At 45.2% G+C, this 15,780-nt stretch carries 16 protein-coding genes; 1 reads left to right on the plus strand and 15 read right to left on the minus strand.

Features of this window, described 5'->3' with window-relative positions; translation table 11 throughout:
* The 9 genes from QZZ41_RS02440 to QZZ41_RS02480 form a co-directional block, all read right to left on the minus strand.
* Positions 1–1,083, minus strand: a complete 1,083-nt coding sequence (locus tag QZZ41_RS02440) for a glycosyltransferase family 1 protein (RefSeq protein WP_295067624.1) — start codon at positions 1,081–1,083, stop codon at positions 1–3.
* Positions 1,083–1,538, minus strand: coding sequence for a hypothetical protein (locus QZZ41_RS02445; protein WP_295067627.1), 456 nt, complete (start codon positions 1,536–1,538; stop codon positions 1,083–1,085). The genes QZZ41_RS02440 and QZZ41_RS02445 overlap by 1 nt, the downstream gene beginning before the upstream one ends.
* A gap of 3 nt (positions 1,539–1,541) precedes the next feature.
* Positions 1,542–2,567 carry a class I SAM-dependent methyltransferase gene (locus QZZ41_RS02450; protein ID WP_295067630.1) on the minus strand — a complete coding sequence of 342 codons (1,026 nt, stop codon included), beginning with the start codon at positions 2,565–2,567 and terminating at the stop codon, positions 1,542–1,544.
* 3 nt (positions 2,568–2,570) lie between these two features.
* Entirely contained in the window at positions 2,571–3,806 is a 1,236-nt protein-coding gene (locus QZZ41_RS02455) for an ABC transporter ATP-binding protein (protein ID WP_295067633.1), read from the minus strand.
* Entirely contained in the window at positions 3,806–4,582 is a 777-nt protein-coding gene (locus QZZ41_RS02460; protein ID WP_295067636.1) for an ABC transporter permease, read from the minus strand. Before QZZ41_RS02460 ends, QZZ41_RS02455 begins: the two co-directional genes overlap by 1 nt.
* Before the next feature lie 159 nt (positions 4,583–4,741).
* On the minus strand, positions 4,742–5,218 hold the full coding sequence (gene rlmH, locus QZZ41_RS02465) for a 23S rRNA (pseudouridine(1915)-N(3))-methyltransferase RlmH (RefSeq protein ID WP_295068080.1): 477 nt from the start codon (positions 5,216–5,218) through the stop codon (positions 4,742–4,744).
* The gene (locus QZZ41_RS02470; RefSeq protein ID WP_295067640.1) at positions 5,215–6,000 is read right to left on the minus strand and encodes an MBL fold metallo-hydrolase; all 786 of its coding nucleotides are present in this window, start codon (positions 5,998–6,000) and stop codon (positions 5,215–5,217) included. The genes rlmH and QZZ41_RS02470 overlap by 4 nt, the downstream gene beginning before the upstream one ends.
* Before the next feature lie 190 nt (positions 6,001–6,190).
* Entirely contained in the window at positions 6,191–7,612 is a 1,422-nt protein-coding gene (cysS, locus tag QZZ41_RS02475) for a cysteine--tRNA ligase (RefSeq protein WP_295067643.1), read from the minus strand.
* Positions 7,613–7,826: 214 nt separating this feature from the next.
* Entirely contained in the window at positions 7,827–8,204 is a 378-nt protein-coding gene (locus QZZ41_RS02480; RefSeq protein ID WP_295067646.1) for a hypothetical protein, read from the minus strand.
* Between the two features lie 499 nt (positions 8,205–8,703).
* Between QZZ41_RS02480 and htpG the strand changes: the two genes are divergently transcribed.
* Positions 8,704–10,605, plus strand: coding sequence for a molecular chaperone HtpG (htpG, locus tag QZZ41_RS02485; RefSeq protein ID WP_295067648.1), 1,902 nt, complete (start codon positions 8,704–8,706; stop codon positions 10,603–10,605).
* A 47-nt stretch (positions 10,606–10,652) separates the two neighbouring features.
* On the opposite strand, the gene QZZ41_RS02490 is transcribed toward htpG, so the two are convergent.
* From QZZ41_RS02490 to recA, 6 genes are all read right to left on the minus strand, one after another.
* Positions 10,653–11,363, minus strand: coding sequence for a dockerin type I domain-containing protein (locus tag QZZ41_RS02490; RefSeq protein WP_295067651.1), 711 nt, complete (start codon positions 11,361–11,363; stop codon positions 10,653–10,655).
* Between the two features lie 238 nt (positions 11,364–11,601).
* Positions 11,602–11,988 carry a helix-turn-helix domain-containing protein gene (locus QZZ41_RS02495; protein WP_295067656.1) on the minus strand — a complete coding sequence of 129 codons (387 nt, stop codon included), beginning with the start codon at positions 11,986–11,988 and terminating at the stop codon, positions 11,602–11,604.
* Positions 11,989–12,036: 48 nt separating this feature from the next.
* A complete protein-coding gene (gene pgsA / locus QZZ41_RS02500; protein WP_295067659.1) occupies positions 12,037–12,621 on the minus strand; it encodes a CDP-diacylglycerol--glycerol-3-phosphate 3-phosphatidyltransferase in 585 nt (194 codons plus the stop codon).
* Positions 12,618–13,949 (minus strand): 30S ribosomal protein S12 methylthiotransferase RimO, encoded by a 1,332-nt coding sequence (rimO, locus tag QZZ41_RS02505; RefSeq protein WP_295067663.1) that lies wholly within the window; start codon positions 13,947–13,949, stop codon positions 12,618–12,620. The genes pgsA and rimO overlap by 4 nt, the downstream gene beginning before the upstream one ends.
* 1 nt (position 13,950) lies before the next feature.
* Entirely contained in the window at positions 13,951–14,592 is a 642-nt protein-coding gene (locus QZZ41_RS02510) for a RecX family transcriptional regulator (protein WP_295067666.1), read from the minus strand.
* The gene (recA, locus tag QZZ41_RS02515) at positions 14,592–15,770 is read right to left on the minus strand and encodes a recombinase RecA (RefSeq protein WP_295067670.1); all 1,179 of its coding nucleotides are present in this window, start codon (positions 15,768–15,770) and stop codon (positions 14,592–14,594) included. Before recA ends, QZZ41_RS02510 begins: the two co-directional genes overlap by 1 nt.
* Between the last annotated feature and the right edge of the window lie 10 nt (positions 15,771–15,780).

The following is a 15,780-nucleotide window of genomic DNA, read 5'->3' on the forward strand; positions in this document are numbered from 1 at the left end:
TTATTTGGAAGCTGTGCCATCGATAAAGGCTTTCAGCTTTGTCTCGAAAATATTGCTCAATCTATCGTAGGAGAAGTACTCCAGACGCTTGCGCTGCCCCTCGATTACGCTCTCGCGGAGCTTGTCATCGGTGAGGAGCCTTTCCATAACCGCCGCAGTGAACACGGGATCGTTATCGTCAAGGAGTATGCCGCTGCCGCCGAGTGTCTCACCGATAGCGCTGGTATTGTATGCGATTATCGGCACTCCGAAGAACATGGACTCAACCAGCGGTACGCACAGTCCCTCATGCTCGCTCATGCATAGAAAAGCGTCGGCAACGTGATAATAAGCCAGTATCTTGCTGAACTTTATATGTCCCGTAAAGATAACGTCGTCGGAAAGTCCCAGAGCGTTAACGTACTTCACAAGGCGTTCGTTGTAGTTCTCCATACCGTTTGCCGAGCCTACAAGTATAAGTCTCGAATCCGGGTTAAGCTTCCTGTAGCAGGCATAGGCACGGATAACGTTCTCCTGCCGCTTGTTGGGAGCTATTCTTCCCACGAATATGATATTCTTTTTGCCGTCGCGGTACTTCTTCATAGTCGCATCGTCAGGAGCCTGCTTGTAGTCATCAAACTTGGTCAGTGACGGGCTTACGTCTATATTGCAGGTATAACCCATTCTGATGAGCTCCGACTTGTTGTACTCCGAAACTGCAAGAACGTAGTCCATTTTGCCGCGGAGGTACTCAACGCCCTTGTAGCCGTACTCGGTAAGCTGTGTTGCCGAAGCACTGTAGGGACGGAAGAATTCAGGAGGCGTGATGTTATGATATATCATCACCCTGCGGCAGTTATAGCTGTCTATCTTAAAGGAAAGATCCGTGCCTGTGGACTTGTGATATATGAGCACGTCGTCCTTTTTCAGATCGCGGAGCTTGTCAGCCTTTATGGCTGTGCCCTCGGGAAGTCTCTTGTCTATATTCTCGGCATAAATGTCCGTCGAATAGCCCATTTTGCCGATTATTTCCTTCAGCCACAGGGCGTCGTTGCCTACGCCGTCGCCGAATGAGAGTGTGGGAAGAAGCTGAACTACACGCATTATACATTCTCCCCTGAAAGCCTGCTGCGAAGCTCGTTGTTCTCGCGTTCAAGCTTGTCAAGACGGATAAGGAGCTCCTTATTCGCAAGCTCAAGAGTCTCTACTCTGCCGCTGAGGTCAGAGGATTTGCTGTCAGCCAAAGACTTCATAACAGTAACTGCATTTGCATTGAAGTCGTTCTGCTCAAATACTACAGGCTCTACGTAGAACTTTACCATTTTGCGTATAACCTTCTTGATGAATACCTTTACAGGATTGCCTTTGAGCTCCTTGTAGGGCTGTATATAGTAATGAGAAGTGATATAATCAAGAGCATCGGGAAGTGAACTGCCCTGTGCTGTCTTTTTATATGGCACATCTTCAAAGCTGAGCATATCCGCAGTAAGTCCCTGATCCTTTATTTTCTGCTTTATCTCAGCCATTATATCTTCTATATTTATCTTTTCGTTTTCCATGATTTATCCTTTCTTAGTCGCAACTACTGCATAATCCTGACTTCCGAACAGCATCTCGGATACCTTTTTCATTGCCTTGTTGAATTCCTCGGTATTCTCTCCGCCTTCCAGCTTCAGCTCGGGTATCTCAAAGGGCGGTCTGCTGTTTTCGGTATAGATTATCTCGATGTCCTTAAAGCCTGCTTTTTCGAGGTAATACTGCATAGTAAGAGGGTGAACAGGCTTTATGTGCGACGGGTCTATGTAGAATGCATTGGTATATATCGAGAGCGATGTAGGGTTCGGGGTCTCGATGATGATACAGCCCCCCTCTTCAAGACGCTCATAAGCTGTATTGCACAGCTGTATTATCTGATGAGGCTTGAGATGCTCCACCACCTGTCCCACAAAGATGCCGTCAACGGCATCAGTCTTTGCAAGAAAGTCCGCCCCGTCACCGCAGGTGGCTTTGAGCCCTTTCATAATGCAGTATTCCACATAAGGCTCATATATATCCACGCCCTCGGCTGTTATGCCGTTATCCTGCATAAGTGAGAGAAATTCTCCTCTGCCGCAGCCGATATCCAGTACCTTTTTCTTGTCACGGAAGAATTTAAGGTAGTATTCCTGCGACTTCTTTATACTTTCGATAGAACCGCGGAAATGGTTCTCGAAATCGAAATAATCAATGTCCTCATAGTCCGAGCTGCTGCTTTCAGCCGAAGACGGTGCAGGTGAAACACTTTCGCCTGCGGGAGCCGACTGCTGCACGAGAGCAGCCCTGAGCTTCTTTTCCACAGAGCCCAGCTTGCTTTTGAGGAATTCCTCCTCGCTGGTGAGCCGCTCTATGAGCGTGTTGTTGTTTCTGAGGTTGTTGCAGGCATCCTCAAAGTCGCCTCTAAGAGTCTCACCGTTTCCTCTGACATCGGAGATATCACTGTCTGCAGCTTCAAGTGCGGAATAGATACCGCCGAAAAGCTTTCTTTTTATAGTTCCCTTGATACCCTTCTGGTGTCTTGCATTTTCAATAAACTGTGATAAATAGCCCATATCTTACCTCTGGAAATCCCATGTGTGTTCGATGCGGAATACTCCTGCATCGCCCTCTGCCGATATCATTTCTATTTTATGTGCCTGTCTGTAATAATCAACAGGTATGCCTTCACCCTGTTCGATAGCTATGTCAAGATTGTAAGTACCGCCGAGAAGCATGACTTTTTTCAGCACTATCTCAACTGTACCGTCTTTGTCAATGACAAAATCAGGGACTTTATCTATCCTTGTGTTAGTGCCATAGCACTGTATGCCGTTCAGGTCAAACACTCCTATACCGAATACAGCGTCATCTACAGGCTTTTTCACAGTGTAGTCCACCACAAGCTTTATATCCTCGCCTATGCGGAACGCGCTCTGCTCGGTACCGTCAACAGAGAATGAACGGACTCTCTTTATGCGAGCCTGTCCGCTTCCCCAGCGTTTGCCCTGCTCGTTTTCGGAAGTTTCTGTTTTTTCCGAACCCGCCTCAGCCGCTTTCATAAGCTCCTGACGCTTTCTGCTCATATAGTCAAGATACTCAAGGTCTATCTCCTTAGGCGGTCCTTCCGCCTTGATGAGTCCCTCATGTATCCATATGGAGCGGTCGCATATCTGCTCTATCTGTCCGAGAGAATGGGATACTATAACTATTGTAGTACCCTGAGCCTTTATCTCTCTCAGCTTGTTGAAGCACTTTGCCTGAAAATTCGCATCGCCTACCGCAAGTATCTCGTCGATGAGAAGTATGTCCGCGTCAACGTTTATTGCTACGGAAAAGGCAAGTCGCATATACATTCCCGACGAATAGGTACGAACGGGATTGTCGATGAAGTCCGCAAGCTCCGAGAACTCAATTATATCGTCAAGTCGTGCATCTATTTCCTTTTTTGTGAGTCCGAATATAGCCGCATTTGTATAGATGTTCTCCCTGCCGCTCATATCGGGGTGAAAGCCTGCTCCAAGCTCGATAAGGCTCGAAACTCTGCCTTTGAGTTTTATTGTTCCGCTGTCTGGGTACATTATTCTTGTGAGAAGCTTCAGCGTTGTACTCTTGCCGCAGCCGTTATGACCGATAAGTCCTATGGCTTCACCTTTTTTTACGTCAAAGCTTATGCCGCGGAGCACCTTTCGCTCCTCATATTTGCTGCGCTTGCGGAAAAGCAGACGTTCCTTGAGCTGTGCGCCCTTGTCGAGATAAACCTTGAAGCTTTTGGTCACATCTCTGACTTCTATTGCAATTTCATTTTCAGCCATTACAGTTCCTCCGCAAAGTGCTTTTGAAGCTTGTTGAATACCAGTGCGCCGAATATAAGGAAGAATACTCCCAGAGCTACTGCGATCAGAAGAATTGAAAGATCGGGTATCTGCTTATCGTACAGCACTGTTCTGTAGCAGTCGATTATGGGCGTCATTGGATTGAGATTGAATATCTTCTGATACTTCCCAGGTATCATCGACTTTGGATATACTACAGGTGTGAGGTACATCCACGCCATAGATACGATACCGAGAATGTGCTCCATATCTCTGAAATAGACTGTTATCGCCGAGGTCAGAAGAGCCATTCCCAAAGCGAATATATACTCAACTATCATTATTATCGGAAGTGTCAGCACCGCAAGGAAGTTTATATCTGCTCCCGTTACTATTATTACAGCAAATATTACTATGAAACAAAGCAGCATATTCACAAAACAGCTCGTAACATAGGATATTGGTATTACCATACGCGGAAAATATATCTTCTTTACAAGGTCTTTCTGCGAGATTATCGAAGCTGCACCTACTGTTATGGACGATGAGAAGAATATCCACGGTATCAGTGCCACGAAAAGGTGAAGATAATACCTTTCAATGCCTGCTCGCAGAAAGTTACTGAATACCAGAGTATATATTATCAGCTGTAAAAGAGGGTTGATGAAAGTCCACATGAAGCCAAGTACCGAGCCCTTGTAGCGTCCGCGGAGATCTTTTTTCACAAGGCTGAAAATCATCTGTCTGTAGTCATAAAGTTCTTTTATCGTACTCATTTATTGCTCCTTGAAAAGCGCGTTTTCAGGATATTTCTGAAAAAGCGCGTAAAAATCCATAGTATCTTTTAATTATATCACAAGCGCATTATGCTGTCAAGTATACTGCTGCCCGTTCTCCCATATAAAGCAAAAAACGGACAGTTTTGTCCGTTTTTGTCATTTATGGTATTTTCCGCCCTCTGCTATCTGAAAGGCGCGGTATATCTGCTCAAGGAGCATTACCCTCGCAAGCTGGTGCGGAAAGGTCATTTTCGACATGGAAAGCTTCAGAGTACCCATTGACTTTATCTCGGGGTCAAGTCCGAATGAGCTGCCTATTATAAATGTGACCGTGCTTTGTCCGCTTACGCCTGCGTCCGTTATTTTCTCCGAAAGCTCGGGACTTGAAAGCTGCTTTCCCTCGATACACATAGGCACTATCATGCCCTTTGCGTAACGCTTTATCTGCTCGGCTTCCTTTTTCAGTGCAGACGCTATCTCCTTATCCGACGGATTATCGCTGAGTCTGCACTCGTCAAGCTCGTGAAGCTCAAATGTGCAGTATCTGCCGAGACGCTTTATGTATTCTGCACAGGCACTGCGGAGATAGTCCTCTTTCAGCTTGCCTATAACGATAAGTACAATATTCATCAGAATACCACCGCTCCTCCCTTAGTCTCAACGGGAGCTACTCCGAGAAGATAGTCCCTGCCTCGTGTAAAGCCCGAAAGTCCGCGCTGTACGGTGCTGTCAGCCATTTGCGGGTGATTGTTGTCCTGACTGAGATGTCCAAGCAGAATATGCGTAGTGCCGCGCTCTATCATCTTTCTCACCTGCACTGTGCAGTCATCGTTTGAAAGATGTCCGATAGGAGAAAGTATCCTCTCTTTCAGATAAAAGGGATAAGGTCCTGTGCGCAGCATATAGTCATCATAATTTGACTCGATAAGCACCATTCGGCAGCCTTTGAGCGCTTCGTCCACCTCGGGGGTAACGTGCCCTAAGTCGGTGCAGACAGCACAGTATTTATCGTCCTCTGTATGTATCCTGTAACCGCAGCTCTGTATAGCATCATGGGGAGTATTGAAGCAGCTCACCTCACTGCCGCCGCAGCTTATGGTCTTTCCCGTAATGTCTATGACATGGGAGTTTACCGCTATTTTTCCGCCGTCACAGAGCCGCTGCAATGTGCGCTTCTGACCGTATACAGGCATTCCCGTTTTCCTGGTGAGCATGGCAAGTCCTGCAATATGGTCGGAGTGTTCATGGGTTATGAATACTCCCTGTATCGCGTCAAGCGGTATGTTATTCACTTCAAGGGCATTGCAGAGCCGTCTGAAACTGACTCCGCAGTCTATAAGTATTCCGCCTTTTTCAGTTCCGATAAACGAGGAATTACCCTTGCTGGAGCTGAAAAGTGGATAGAGTCGTGCCATTGGATATTCTCCGTTCTGTTTATTATCTTCTATTTACAAAAGCAATAAATCATACTTTGCACAAAAGCGCAATAGTTGAGAGTTGAAAGTTGAGAATTGAGAGTTGTGGTATCGCCTGCGGCGATATTATCTAAATAATGTGAGCAAAGCGAACACATTAACTCTCAACTCTTCACTCTCAACTCTAAACTTAATTTATCTTATTGATCTCTGTGCCCTGACGAGTTTCCTTTACTTCATAGCCAAGTGCTGCTATCTTGTCGCGGAGCTCGTCTGCAAGTGCGAAATTCTTGTCCTTACGTGCAGCCTTACGCTGTTCAACGAGTTCAAGAACCTCATTCGGGATATCAGCAGATGCTGAACCTGCATTGTCTGCGACCTCATTTGCGTTAGCGATAAGGTCAAGTCCCAGTACCTTGTCGAACTCATTGATAAGTGCAAGCTTTGTTGCTGCATTTGCTTTTGATTTCAGTACATCGTACAATACAGTGATACCCATAGCTGTATTGATATCATTATCAAGAGCATCCTTGAAATCCTTCATAAGACGGTCGTACTCAGACTTGTCGATATCTCCGCCGTTTTCCTTTGTGAGAGGAGCTATCTTCTCAACCAGCTTATTATAAGCTGTCTTTGCGTTGTCAAGATTCTCCCATGAGAATACCAGTGACTTTCTGTAGTGTGACTGCAAGCAGAAGAAACGGTATATAACAGGCTTGTAGCCCTTTTCTTCAAGGAGAGATACTGTGAGGAACTCGCCCTTGCTCTTGCTCATTTTACCGCTGTTTGTGTTGAGGTGGAGTATATGGAACCAGTAATTGCACCACTTATGTCCGAGATAAGCCTCAGACTGTGCTATCTCGTTTGTATGATGTGGGAATGCGTTGTCGATACCGCCGCAGTGGATATCGAGGTATTCGCCGTTGTTCTTCATGCTGATGCATGAGCACTCGATATGCCAGCCCGGATAGCCAATGCCCCAAGGTGAATCCCATTTAAGCTCCTGATCGTCGAACTTTGACTTTGTGAACCAGAGTGCGAAATCTGCCTTGTTGCGCTTGTTCTCGTCAGCCTCAACGCCCTCACGGACACCTACCGCAAGGTCCTCCTCGTTGAAATCGTTGAATACATAGTACTTTTCAAGCTTTGATGTGTCGAAGTAGATATTTCCGCCTGCCTCATATGCATAGCCCTTTTCGATAAGCGAGCTGATAACGCGTATAAACTCGTCTATATAAGTAGTAGCAGGTACAACTATATCAGGCTTCTTGATGTTAAGCTTTTTACAGTCCTCGAAGAAAGCGTCTGTGTAGAACTTTGCTATCTCCATGACTGTCTTGTGCTCACGCTTTGCGCCCTTGAGCATCTTGTCATCGCCTGTGTCGCCGTCACTGGTAAGGTGTCCGACATCGGTGATGTTCATAACACGGTTCACATCATAGCCTGTGAAGCGAAGATACTTTTCAAGTATATCCTCCATGATATAGCTTCTGAGGTTGCCTATGTGCGCATAGTGGTACACAGTAGGTCCGCAGGTGTACATACTTACCTTGCCCTCTTCATGTGGTACGAATTCTTCTTTTTTGTGTGATAATGAATTGTATAACTGCATTTTATTTCCTCCAGAATATTTATGTGTGTAGTGACGCCCATTGGGCGTCCGCAGTATTTGGTATATTTTACGGGCGGATAATATCCGCCCCTACAGGACTAATACTTGTGGGACGTCGAGGACGCCGTCCCCTACAATGGGGCTATTTTACATTTTATGCATAGCACGGGCGGATAATATCCGTCCCTAAAGGCTAACAGCTAACGGCTAAGGGCTAAAATTCCCATATTTCGGGCGGTGGGTTCTTTATTTTCAGCTTTGAAAAATAGCCGAACATCACCAGGAACTCAGGTATCACGCGGAGTCCGTCACGATAATATGCGTCAATACGCTCCTTATCATCGGATATGCCTTTATAGTTTCGCGGACAGGAAAACGTCCACTCGGCTGTGAGACTGTCAAAGCTGAGCCTGAAAAAGCCTGCCGGACTGTACTCGTCAAAGGCTTCAAGAAGTGCTATATGGTCGCCTACTGTATCGGCTGCACCGACATAGGCTGTTTCGCCGTCAAGGCTGATAGCTCCGAGTAGCCTGCTGTCAGCTTTTACTGCTTCGTTTATTGCCTCATCAGAGGGATATTTTATTATATTCATATCTGTCCTCCTTATTTTTAGCGGCTAAAAAATATAAAAGCCCCCGAGGATATACCTCGGAGGCGCAATTGCTCGTTTCCACTCCGTTTTGAACTCATCTTATCCTTAACGCGGACGAAACGCTGTTATATACACACGGCTTTGCCGCTTCCACAACAGGACTGACAGCCGCACTTCACTTCCCCCGACTATGTGCTCGCACCTGCCGCACACTCTCTGTAAATCCGCAGAAAAGCTACTCTGACTGCTATGTCTTTTATCAGTGTTTAGTTATTAGTGGTTAGTGATTAGAAAGCTCTAATCTCTTAAATAATTATATACCATTAAGGTAGTATTTGTCAATAGCAATACATTCCCCTTGACTCTTATTTACTTCTCCTCAACTATGAACAAATTGTAAACATTTCTCCTATCCCTTGACTTTACCACTGTAAAAGATATATACTTTATTTAGCACTCTGATAGCCAGAGTGCTAATTTCACTATGGAGATGTTTTTAATGGAAACAAAACAGTTCAAAGCAGAGTCCAAACGACTCCTCGATATGATGATCCACTCGATCTATACTCATAAAGAGATCTTCCTCCGTGAGCTTATCTCCAATGCAAGCGATGCTATAGATAAGCTGTATTTCAAATCTCTTACCGACGACAAGGTCGGTCTCAATAAAGACGATTTCGCAATATGGATATCAGCTGACAAGGACAGCCGTACCCTTAAAATAACCGATAACGGTATCGGTATGACTGAGGAAGAGCTTGAAAACAACCTCGGTACTATCGCAAACAGCGGTTCATTCAAGTTCAAGAACGAGAACAAGCTCGAAGAGGACAACCAGATAATCGGTCAGTTCGGTGTAGGCTTCTACTCGGCATTCATGGTAGCTAAGAAAGTTACCGTTATCTCAAAGGCTTACGGCAGCGATAAGGCTTACCAGTGGGAGTCTGAGGGAGTTGACGGCTACACTATCACAGAAGCTGACAAGAAGAACGCAGGTACTGAGATAATCCTCGAAATGCTTGATGATACAGACGATGAGAACTACGGCGAGTTCCTCGACCAGTACAGAATAAAGTCACTGGTAAGCAAGTACTCCGATTATATCCGCTTCCCTATCAAAATGGAGGTTTCACACAGCCGTCCAAAGGAGCAGACCGAGGAAGAAAAAGAAGCTAAGAAGCCTCTTGAATACGAGGATTACATCGAAGTTGAGACTCTCAACAGCATGACTCCACTCTGGAAAAAGAACAAGAACGAGCTCAAGGAAGAGGATTACAAGCACTTCTATACCGAAAAGTTCTTTGACTATAACGAGCCGCTGAAGTATTCTCACATCAGCAACGAGATGCCTGCATACAATGCACTTCTCTATATCCCGTCAAAAGCTCCGTTCGACTACTACTCAAAGGAGTACGAAAAGGGCTTGCAGCTCTACTCAAACGGCGTTCTTATCATGGACAAGTGCGCAGACCTGCTCCCTGACTATTTCAGCTTCGTAAAGGGACTTGTTGACTCTGAAGATCTGTCGCTGAATATCTCCCGTGAGATGCTCCAGCACGACAGACAGCTCAAGGCTATTGCCAAGAGCATCGAAAAGACTGTCAGCAACGAGCTGAAAAAGATGCTCAAGAACGAGCGTGAGAAGTATGAGGAGTTCTGGAAGGCATTCGGCTTACAGCTCAAATACGGTATCTACAGCGACTTCGGCATGAACAAGGAAAAATTACAGGATCTTCTCCTGTTCACTTCTTCAAACGAGCAGAAGCTTGTAACTCTTGACGAGTATGTTACTGCTATGCGCGAGGATCAGAAGTATATCTACTATGCTACAGGCGAAAGTGCTGCACGTATAGAACAGCTCCCACAGACAGAGCTGGTAAAGGAAAACGGCTTCGAGATACTCTATCTCACAGACAATATCGACGAATTTGCAATAAAGTCACTTATGCAGTACAAGGATAAGGAATTCAAGTCCGTATCCGCTGACGACCTCGGTCTTGAAACTCCCGAAAAGAAAGAGGAGCTCAAAGCCAAGGAAGAGGAAAGTGCAGGTCTCCTTGACGAGCTGAAAAACGCTCTCGACGGCAAGGTAGCTAAGGTAGCTCTTTCTCAGAGACTTAAATCCCACCCTGTATGCCTTACAAGTGAGGGAGAGATATCTCTCGAAATGGAGAAAGTCCTCAATTCAATGCCTACAGATCAGAAGATACACGCTCAGCGCGTTCTCGAAATAAATCCCGACCACGAGATATTCGGCAAGCTGAAATCTCTCAATGACAGCGGCGACAAGGATAAGCTTGGCAAGTATGCAAAGCTTCTCTACGATCAGGCACTCCTTATCGAGGGCATGAGCATAGAAAATCCTGTCGAGTTCTCAAATCTTATCTGCGAGCTTATGTAAGCAGCAAAAAGCGGTACACAAAAGTGTACCGCTTTTCTGTTATTCTATTACTTAGCCCACATGAAGTAGCCTACAGATGCACGCATAAGTAATGCTGTTACATCTTTTTCGTCTATCTTGCCGTCAATATTTATATCTGCTCTTCTCTTTTCAGCGTCTGAAAGATTTTCACTTTTGTTGTTTTCTACGTAATTGTCAAGTCTGAAAATATCCTGCATTGTAATACTTTCACTGCTGTCAACATCGCCCCAGTTTATATACAGAGTCTTTATTGTACCGTTGAGATAACGTGAAATAATATGATAGTCACAACTATTAACAACTCCGTCTGCATTGACATCTGCTTCAATAAGGTTTATACTTCCGTCCTTGCATGAATTTCCTGCATTATTATATGCTGAGATCTTAGCTGTATCTTTTGCGTCTACCACACCATTACCGTCAGCATCGCCATAAACCTTGAGACCTGCACTTACATTGGAAACATGAGCAAGTATTATATTTCTATCAGCACTTGTGATTTTTCCGTCACCGTTAACGTCAGCACGTTTTTTCTGAGCTGCGCTTAAAGAAGATGGAGAATAGGTCAGGCTTGCATCCAGATTGTTGATCTTTCCGTCAAAGTTTATATCGCCGTATACATACTTTACCTTATCGTTCGGAAGTGCTGCATTAGCTGTAAGTAAATTTGCCATTGGAAGTGCGCCAAGAATTGCTGCTGAAAGTACTGCTGCTGTTTTTTTGATAGTGTTTTTCATTTTTAACATTCCTTTTCTTTATAATTTTCTCGTTATGCGATTTTTGAGAATGCGCAATCTCTGCTTAACATTGTACATTAAATGTTTAAACATGAATTGTTTGTTACCTTGGGTTAACATTATTTTATGCAAACAGCTGTAAAACCGCTTGCCTGATTTAGTAATTGTGCCGACAACTGCCGATTTTTAGCCAAATATACGATACAAAAAGCGGTACACGAACGTGTACCGCTTTTCATTATGCTTCAATTTTCTTTAAAGTACGTTTTACGATGATCTTTAGTCTTTCACAGGTATCATGCGGAAATTCTGTTACGAATTTTACAGCCTGATCGTGTGACTCCTGCTGTGGGAATTTGAGGAAGTTATGGAAAAATGTATATACCTCGCTGAATGACGAGAATATCTCTTCAACCGCTTTTTCTCCCTCAGGAGTAAGGACAACGCTGTTGCAGAAGTCCTCATAAACATATCCGCTGTCAGCCAGACAGCGCAGCATTTTGCTGACGCTTGGTCTTGAGACACCAAGATGCTTTGATATGTTCACACAGCGAACATCATCATCTGTTTCGCTCAATTCTTTGATAGCTACTAAATACCTTACGTATCCTGCACAATGTTTCATAGTAAAAATCCTTTCAATAATCCTTAGTATATCATAGTGTTAAATATATTATTTATCGGAATCTATAAGATGCCAATAACCTTTAAGATAGACTGCTCCCGATATCACAGTTAGAACAGTTGAGATCCAGACAAGGACAGGCACAACTATGTTGTCTATCGCATTTCTGAATGTCTCGGGGAAATCAATACTAAAATCAAAACAAAGACACAGCCAGAATAATATCGCAATTATCGCTACCATTGTAAAAGCTGTTTTCAGCTTACCCCATACACCGGCAGCTACTACTATTCCGCTGTTAGCCGCGAGAAGCCTTAATCCTGAGACCATAAACTCGCGGGCTGTAATGATTATGAGCGGTATTGCTCCCATTTTTACCTCTGACAGCTCTACAAATACTGTAAGAGCCGCTATTACAAGCACTTTATCAGCCAGAGGATCAAGGAATTTTCCGAAATTTGTTACCAGATTTCGCTTTCTCGCTATTTTTCCGTCAAGAGCGTCCGTTATGGAAGCGACTGAGAATATCAGCAACGCTATACCGTAATGCAGCGGAACGTCTATATACATAAACAGCAGAAAAAACGGGATCAGTATGACTCTGAGAAGAGTCAGCCTGTTAGGCAGATTCATTGGTCTATCACCTCTCCTATCAAATCATAATCGAGAGTATCGGTGATCCTTATTTTAACATAATCGCCAATCTCAAGTGGTGTTTCTGATGTGAAGAACACCTTTCCGTCTATGTCAGGGGCATCAAGTGCGGTCCTGCCGAACCAGCATTCACCGAACTTGTCAAAGCCCTCAACGACTGCGGTAAGCTCTGCTCCCATAAGCTTTTCATTGTTTTCACAGCTTATGAGCATTTGCTGCTCCATGATTATATCTGCGCGGTGAGCGGCAGTTTCCTCGTCGATCTGGTCGGGAAAATCATAAGCCTTTGTACCCTCTTCACGGGAATATGCAAAACAGCCAAGCCTGTCAAAACGGACTCTTTTGACAAATTCCGCAAGCTCTTCAAACTGCTCCTTTGTCTCCCCCGGGAAACCTGTGATAAGCGTTGTCCTGAGTATGATATTCGGGACTTTTTCTCTTATATGAGCAAAGAGAGCTTCAAGCTTCTCCGTATCGCCCCAGCGGTTCATACGGGAGAGGATATCTCCGTTGCAGTGCTGTATTGGTATCTCAAGATACTTCACTATCTTTTCCTCACGTGCGATCACATCGAGAAGCTCGTCTGTGATGCGCTCGGGATAGCAATAAAGAGTACGTATCCAGCGAAGTCCGTCTATTTTGCAAAGCTCCGTAAGAAGCTCCGCAAGCTTTGGCTCGCCGTACAGGTCATTGCCGTAAAGTGCGGTATCCTGCGCTATGACTACCAGCTCTGTAACTCCGTTCTCAGCGAGAAAACGAGCTTCTTTAAGCACATCTTCCATTGGTACGCTGCGGAATTTACCTCTTATAAGAGGTATAGCACAGTAGGTACAGCAGTTTGAACAGCCCTCAGCTACTTTGAGGTATGTGAAAAACGGCAGTGTGGATATTATCCTTTCGCCGCTCAGCTCAGCATCGAGCTTAGGTGCAAAGTGTACGCAGCGTTCACCTGCAAGTACATTATCGAGGATATCGACGATATCCTTAGTATCACCTATACCTATAACAGCATCTGCCTCGGGGAACTGCTCGGCAGCCTCCTCCTTGTATCTCTCAACGAGACAGCCTGTTATGATGATCTTTTTCAGTGTTCCCTCTTCTTTGAGTTTTCCAAGTTCAAGAATGGTATCTATAGCCTCTTCCTTTGCGGACTTGATAAATCCGCAGGTATTGACTACCGCAACATCGGCAAGTCCCGGCTCTGTTACCAGCTGATATCCGTGGCTTTTCAGTTTATAGAGCATACGCTCCGAATCAACAAGATTTTTTGAACAGCCAAGGGATACCATACCCACCTTGATCGCCATATCAGTTTTCCTCCTCAGGTCCGTCAGTGTTCTCGAAGTATTCCTTCACAGCGCGGTTTATCTCGGTAAAATCATAACCGTACCGCACAAGCGCACTTTTGACCTTTTCTATTGATTTCCTATCCTCACGGTCTATGAGATATCGGGAATGTTTAGTACGAAGAAGCTCCATGATATTGTCATGATAGGCTTCCGAATAGGGGGTGAGAGCGTCCTCAGCTGTGAACTGATCTATGCCTTTCTGCATTATCTCACGCTTTGACCGCCTGTAGCCGTATTTCTTCACTTCTACAAGCTTGCGCGCCATGCGCTCGGCATATCTCACATCATCTATAAAGCCGTGCTCTGTAAGCCTTTTCATTACCGCCGTACACAGCGGCTCGCTCTTGTAATTCTCAATGAGCTTTTTGTACATTTCCGAATAGGTATAGTCCCTGTAATCCAGCAGGTAAAGTGCCCGCTGATAGGCTCTGCGAAAATTTGAAGCGTATATGATCTTTCTGAGGGTATCGCGGTCTGTCTCCATGCCTGCGTGTATGCCGAAATCGGTTATTATATCAGCATGAAGGTACAGCTTTCGTCCGTCATCAAGCTCCGCTTCGTAGGTCGAGCCTTTATATCGCATGACCGAAGTAATCTTCATTATTCCTCAGCAGGAGTGAACTCCTCGAAATCCTCGTCAAAGTTTGCGAGGACATCTTCGCTGTCAACAGCTTCAGCTCCCTCAGACTTCGGAGCATCAGCCTCTGCGGCTGCCTTGCTGCTCTTCTTTGGAGCTGCATTGTCAAGCTCGTCCTTGTGAGCAAGTATCTGCTCCTCTATCTCCTTCATAAGGTTCTCATCATTCTGGAGCAGCTCCTTGACGTTATCACGTCCCTGTCCAAGCTTCTGATCCTTATAGCTGAACCATGAACCGCCCTTCTTGATGATATCAAGATCAACGGCAAGATCAAGCACCTCGCCTGTACGGGATATGCCTGTACCGTACATAAGGTCGAACTGACATTCCTTGAAAGGCGGTGCTACCTTGTTCTTTACTATCTTGCACTTTGTTGTTGCACCGATAACATCTGCGCCTGATTTGAGTATCTCACCCTTTCTTACCTCGATACGGACTGATGAATAAAACTTCAGAGCGCGTCCGCCCGGGGTAGTCTCGGGATTTCCGTACATAACACCGATCTTTTCACGGATCTGGTTTATGAATATAGCAACACAGTTTGACTTTGAGATAGCTGCTGTGAGCTTTCTCATAGCCTGTGACATAAGTCTTGCAAGCTGTCCCACATGGAGATCACCCATTTCGCCGTCTATCTCGGCACGGGTAGTCATAGCTGCGATAGAGTCAAGTACGATAACGTCGATAGCGCCCGAACGGATAAGAGCCTCGGCAATTTCAAGTGCCTGCTCACCGCTGTCAGGCTGTGATACGAGAAGATCGTCGATATTTACACCAAGAGCCTTTGCGTACACAGGGTCAAGAGCGTGTTCAACGTCGATGAACGCAGCTTCGCCGCCTGCTTTCTGAGCCTGAGCGACTATGGAAAGTGCAACTGTGGTCTTACCTGAGCTTTCAGGTCCGTATATCTCAACGATACGTCCTCTCGGAACGCCGCCTATGCCAAGTGCCATATCCAGAGTCATAGAGCCTGTTGGTATAGCAGCAACATTCAGCGTCTTAGTCTGTCCGAGACGCATAACTGCGCCTGCACCGTACTTCTTTTCTATCTGCTTGAGAGCTCCCTCAAGAGCAGTCTTTTTATCCTCTTTTGTAGTAACTCTTACAACAGTGGGCTTTTTAGCAAGCTCCTTTTTTGCCATTGGTATTTCC

The sequence above is a fragment of the Ruminococcus sp. genome (assembly GCF_016283395.1).

What these genes read in the sequence shown, in the direction of transcription:
- QZZ41_RS02470 (WP_295067640.1), bottom strand. Translation starts at nt 6,000, where the DNA reads ATGGCACGACTCTATCCACTTTTCAGCTCCAGCAAGGGTAATTCCTCG.
- htpG (WP_295067648.1), top strand. Translation starts at nt 8,704, where the DNA reads ATGGAAACAAAACAGTTCAAAGCAGAGTCCAAACGACTCCTCGATATG.
- pgsA (WP_295067659.1), bottom strand. Translation starts at nt 12,621, where the DNA reads ATGAATCTGCCTAACAGGCTGACTCTTCTCAGAGTCATACTGATCCCG.
- QZZ41_RS02455 (WP_295067633.1), bottom strand. Translation starts at nt 3,806, where the DNA reads ATGGCTGAAAATGAAATTGCAATAGAAGTCAGAGATGTGACCAAAAGC.
- QZZ41_RS02480 (WP_295067646.1), bottom strand. Translation starts at nt 8,204, where the DNA reads ATGAATATAATAAAATATCCCTCTGATGAGGCAATAAACGAAGCAGTA.
- recA (WP_295067670.1), bottom strand. Translation starts at nt 15,770, where the DNA reads ATGGCAAAAAAGGAGCTTGCTAAAAAGCCCACTGTTGTAAGAGTTACT.
- QZZ41_RS02450 (WP_295067630.1), bottom strand. Translation starts at nt 2,567, where the DNA reads ATGGGCTATTTATCACAGTTTATTGAAAATGCAAGACACCAGAAGGGT.
- QZZ41_RS02460 (WP_295067636.1), bottom strand. Translation starts at nt 4,582, where the DNA reads ATGAGTACGATAAAAGAACTTTATGACTACAGACAGATGATTTTCAGC.
- cysS (WP_295067643.1), bottom strand. Translation starts at nt 7,612, where the DNA reads ATGCAGTTATACAATTCATTATCACACAAAAAAGAAGAATTCGTACCA.
- QZZ41_RS02440 (WP_295067624.1), bottom strand. Translation starts at nt 1,083, where the DNA reads ATGCGTGTAGTTCAGCTTCTTCCCACACTCTCATTCGGCGACGGCGTA.
- QZZ41_RS02495 (WP_295067656.1), bottom strand. Translation starts at nt 11,988, where the DNA reads ATGAAACATTGTGCAGGATACGTAAGGTATTTAGTAGCTATCAAAGAA.
- QZZ41_RS02490 (WP_295067651.1), bottom strand. Translation starts at nt 11,363, where the DNA reads ATGAAAAACACTATCAAAAAAACAGCAGCAGTACTTTCAGCAGCAATT.
- QZZ41_RS02510 (WP_295067666.1), bottom strand. Translation starts at nt 14,592, where the DNA reads ATGAAGATTACTTCGGTCATGCGATATAAAGGCTCGACCTACGAAGCG.
- QZZ41_RS02445 (WP_295067627.1), bottom strand. Translation starts at nt 1,538, where the DNA reads ATGGAAAACGAAAAGATAAATATAGAAGATATAATGGCTGAGATAAAG.
- rimO (WP_295067663.1), bottom strand. Translation starts at nt 13,949, where the DNA reads ATGGCGATCAAGGTGGGTATGGTATCCCTTGGCTGTTCAAAAAATCTT.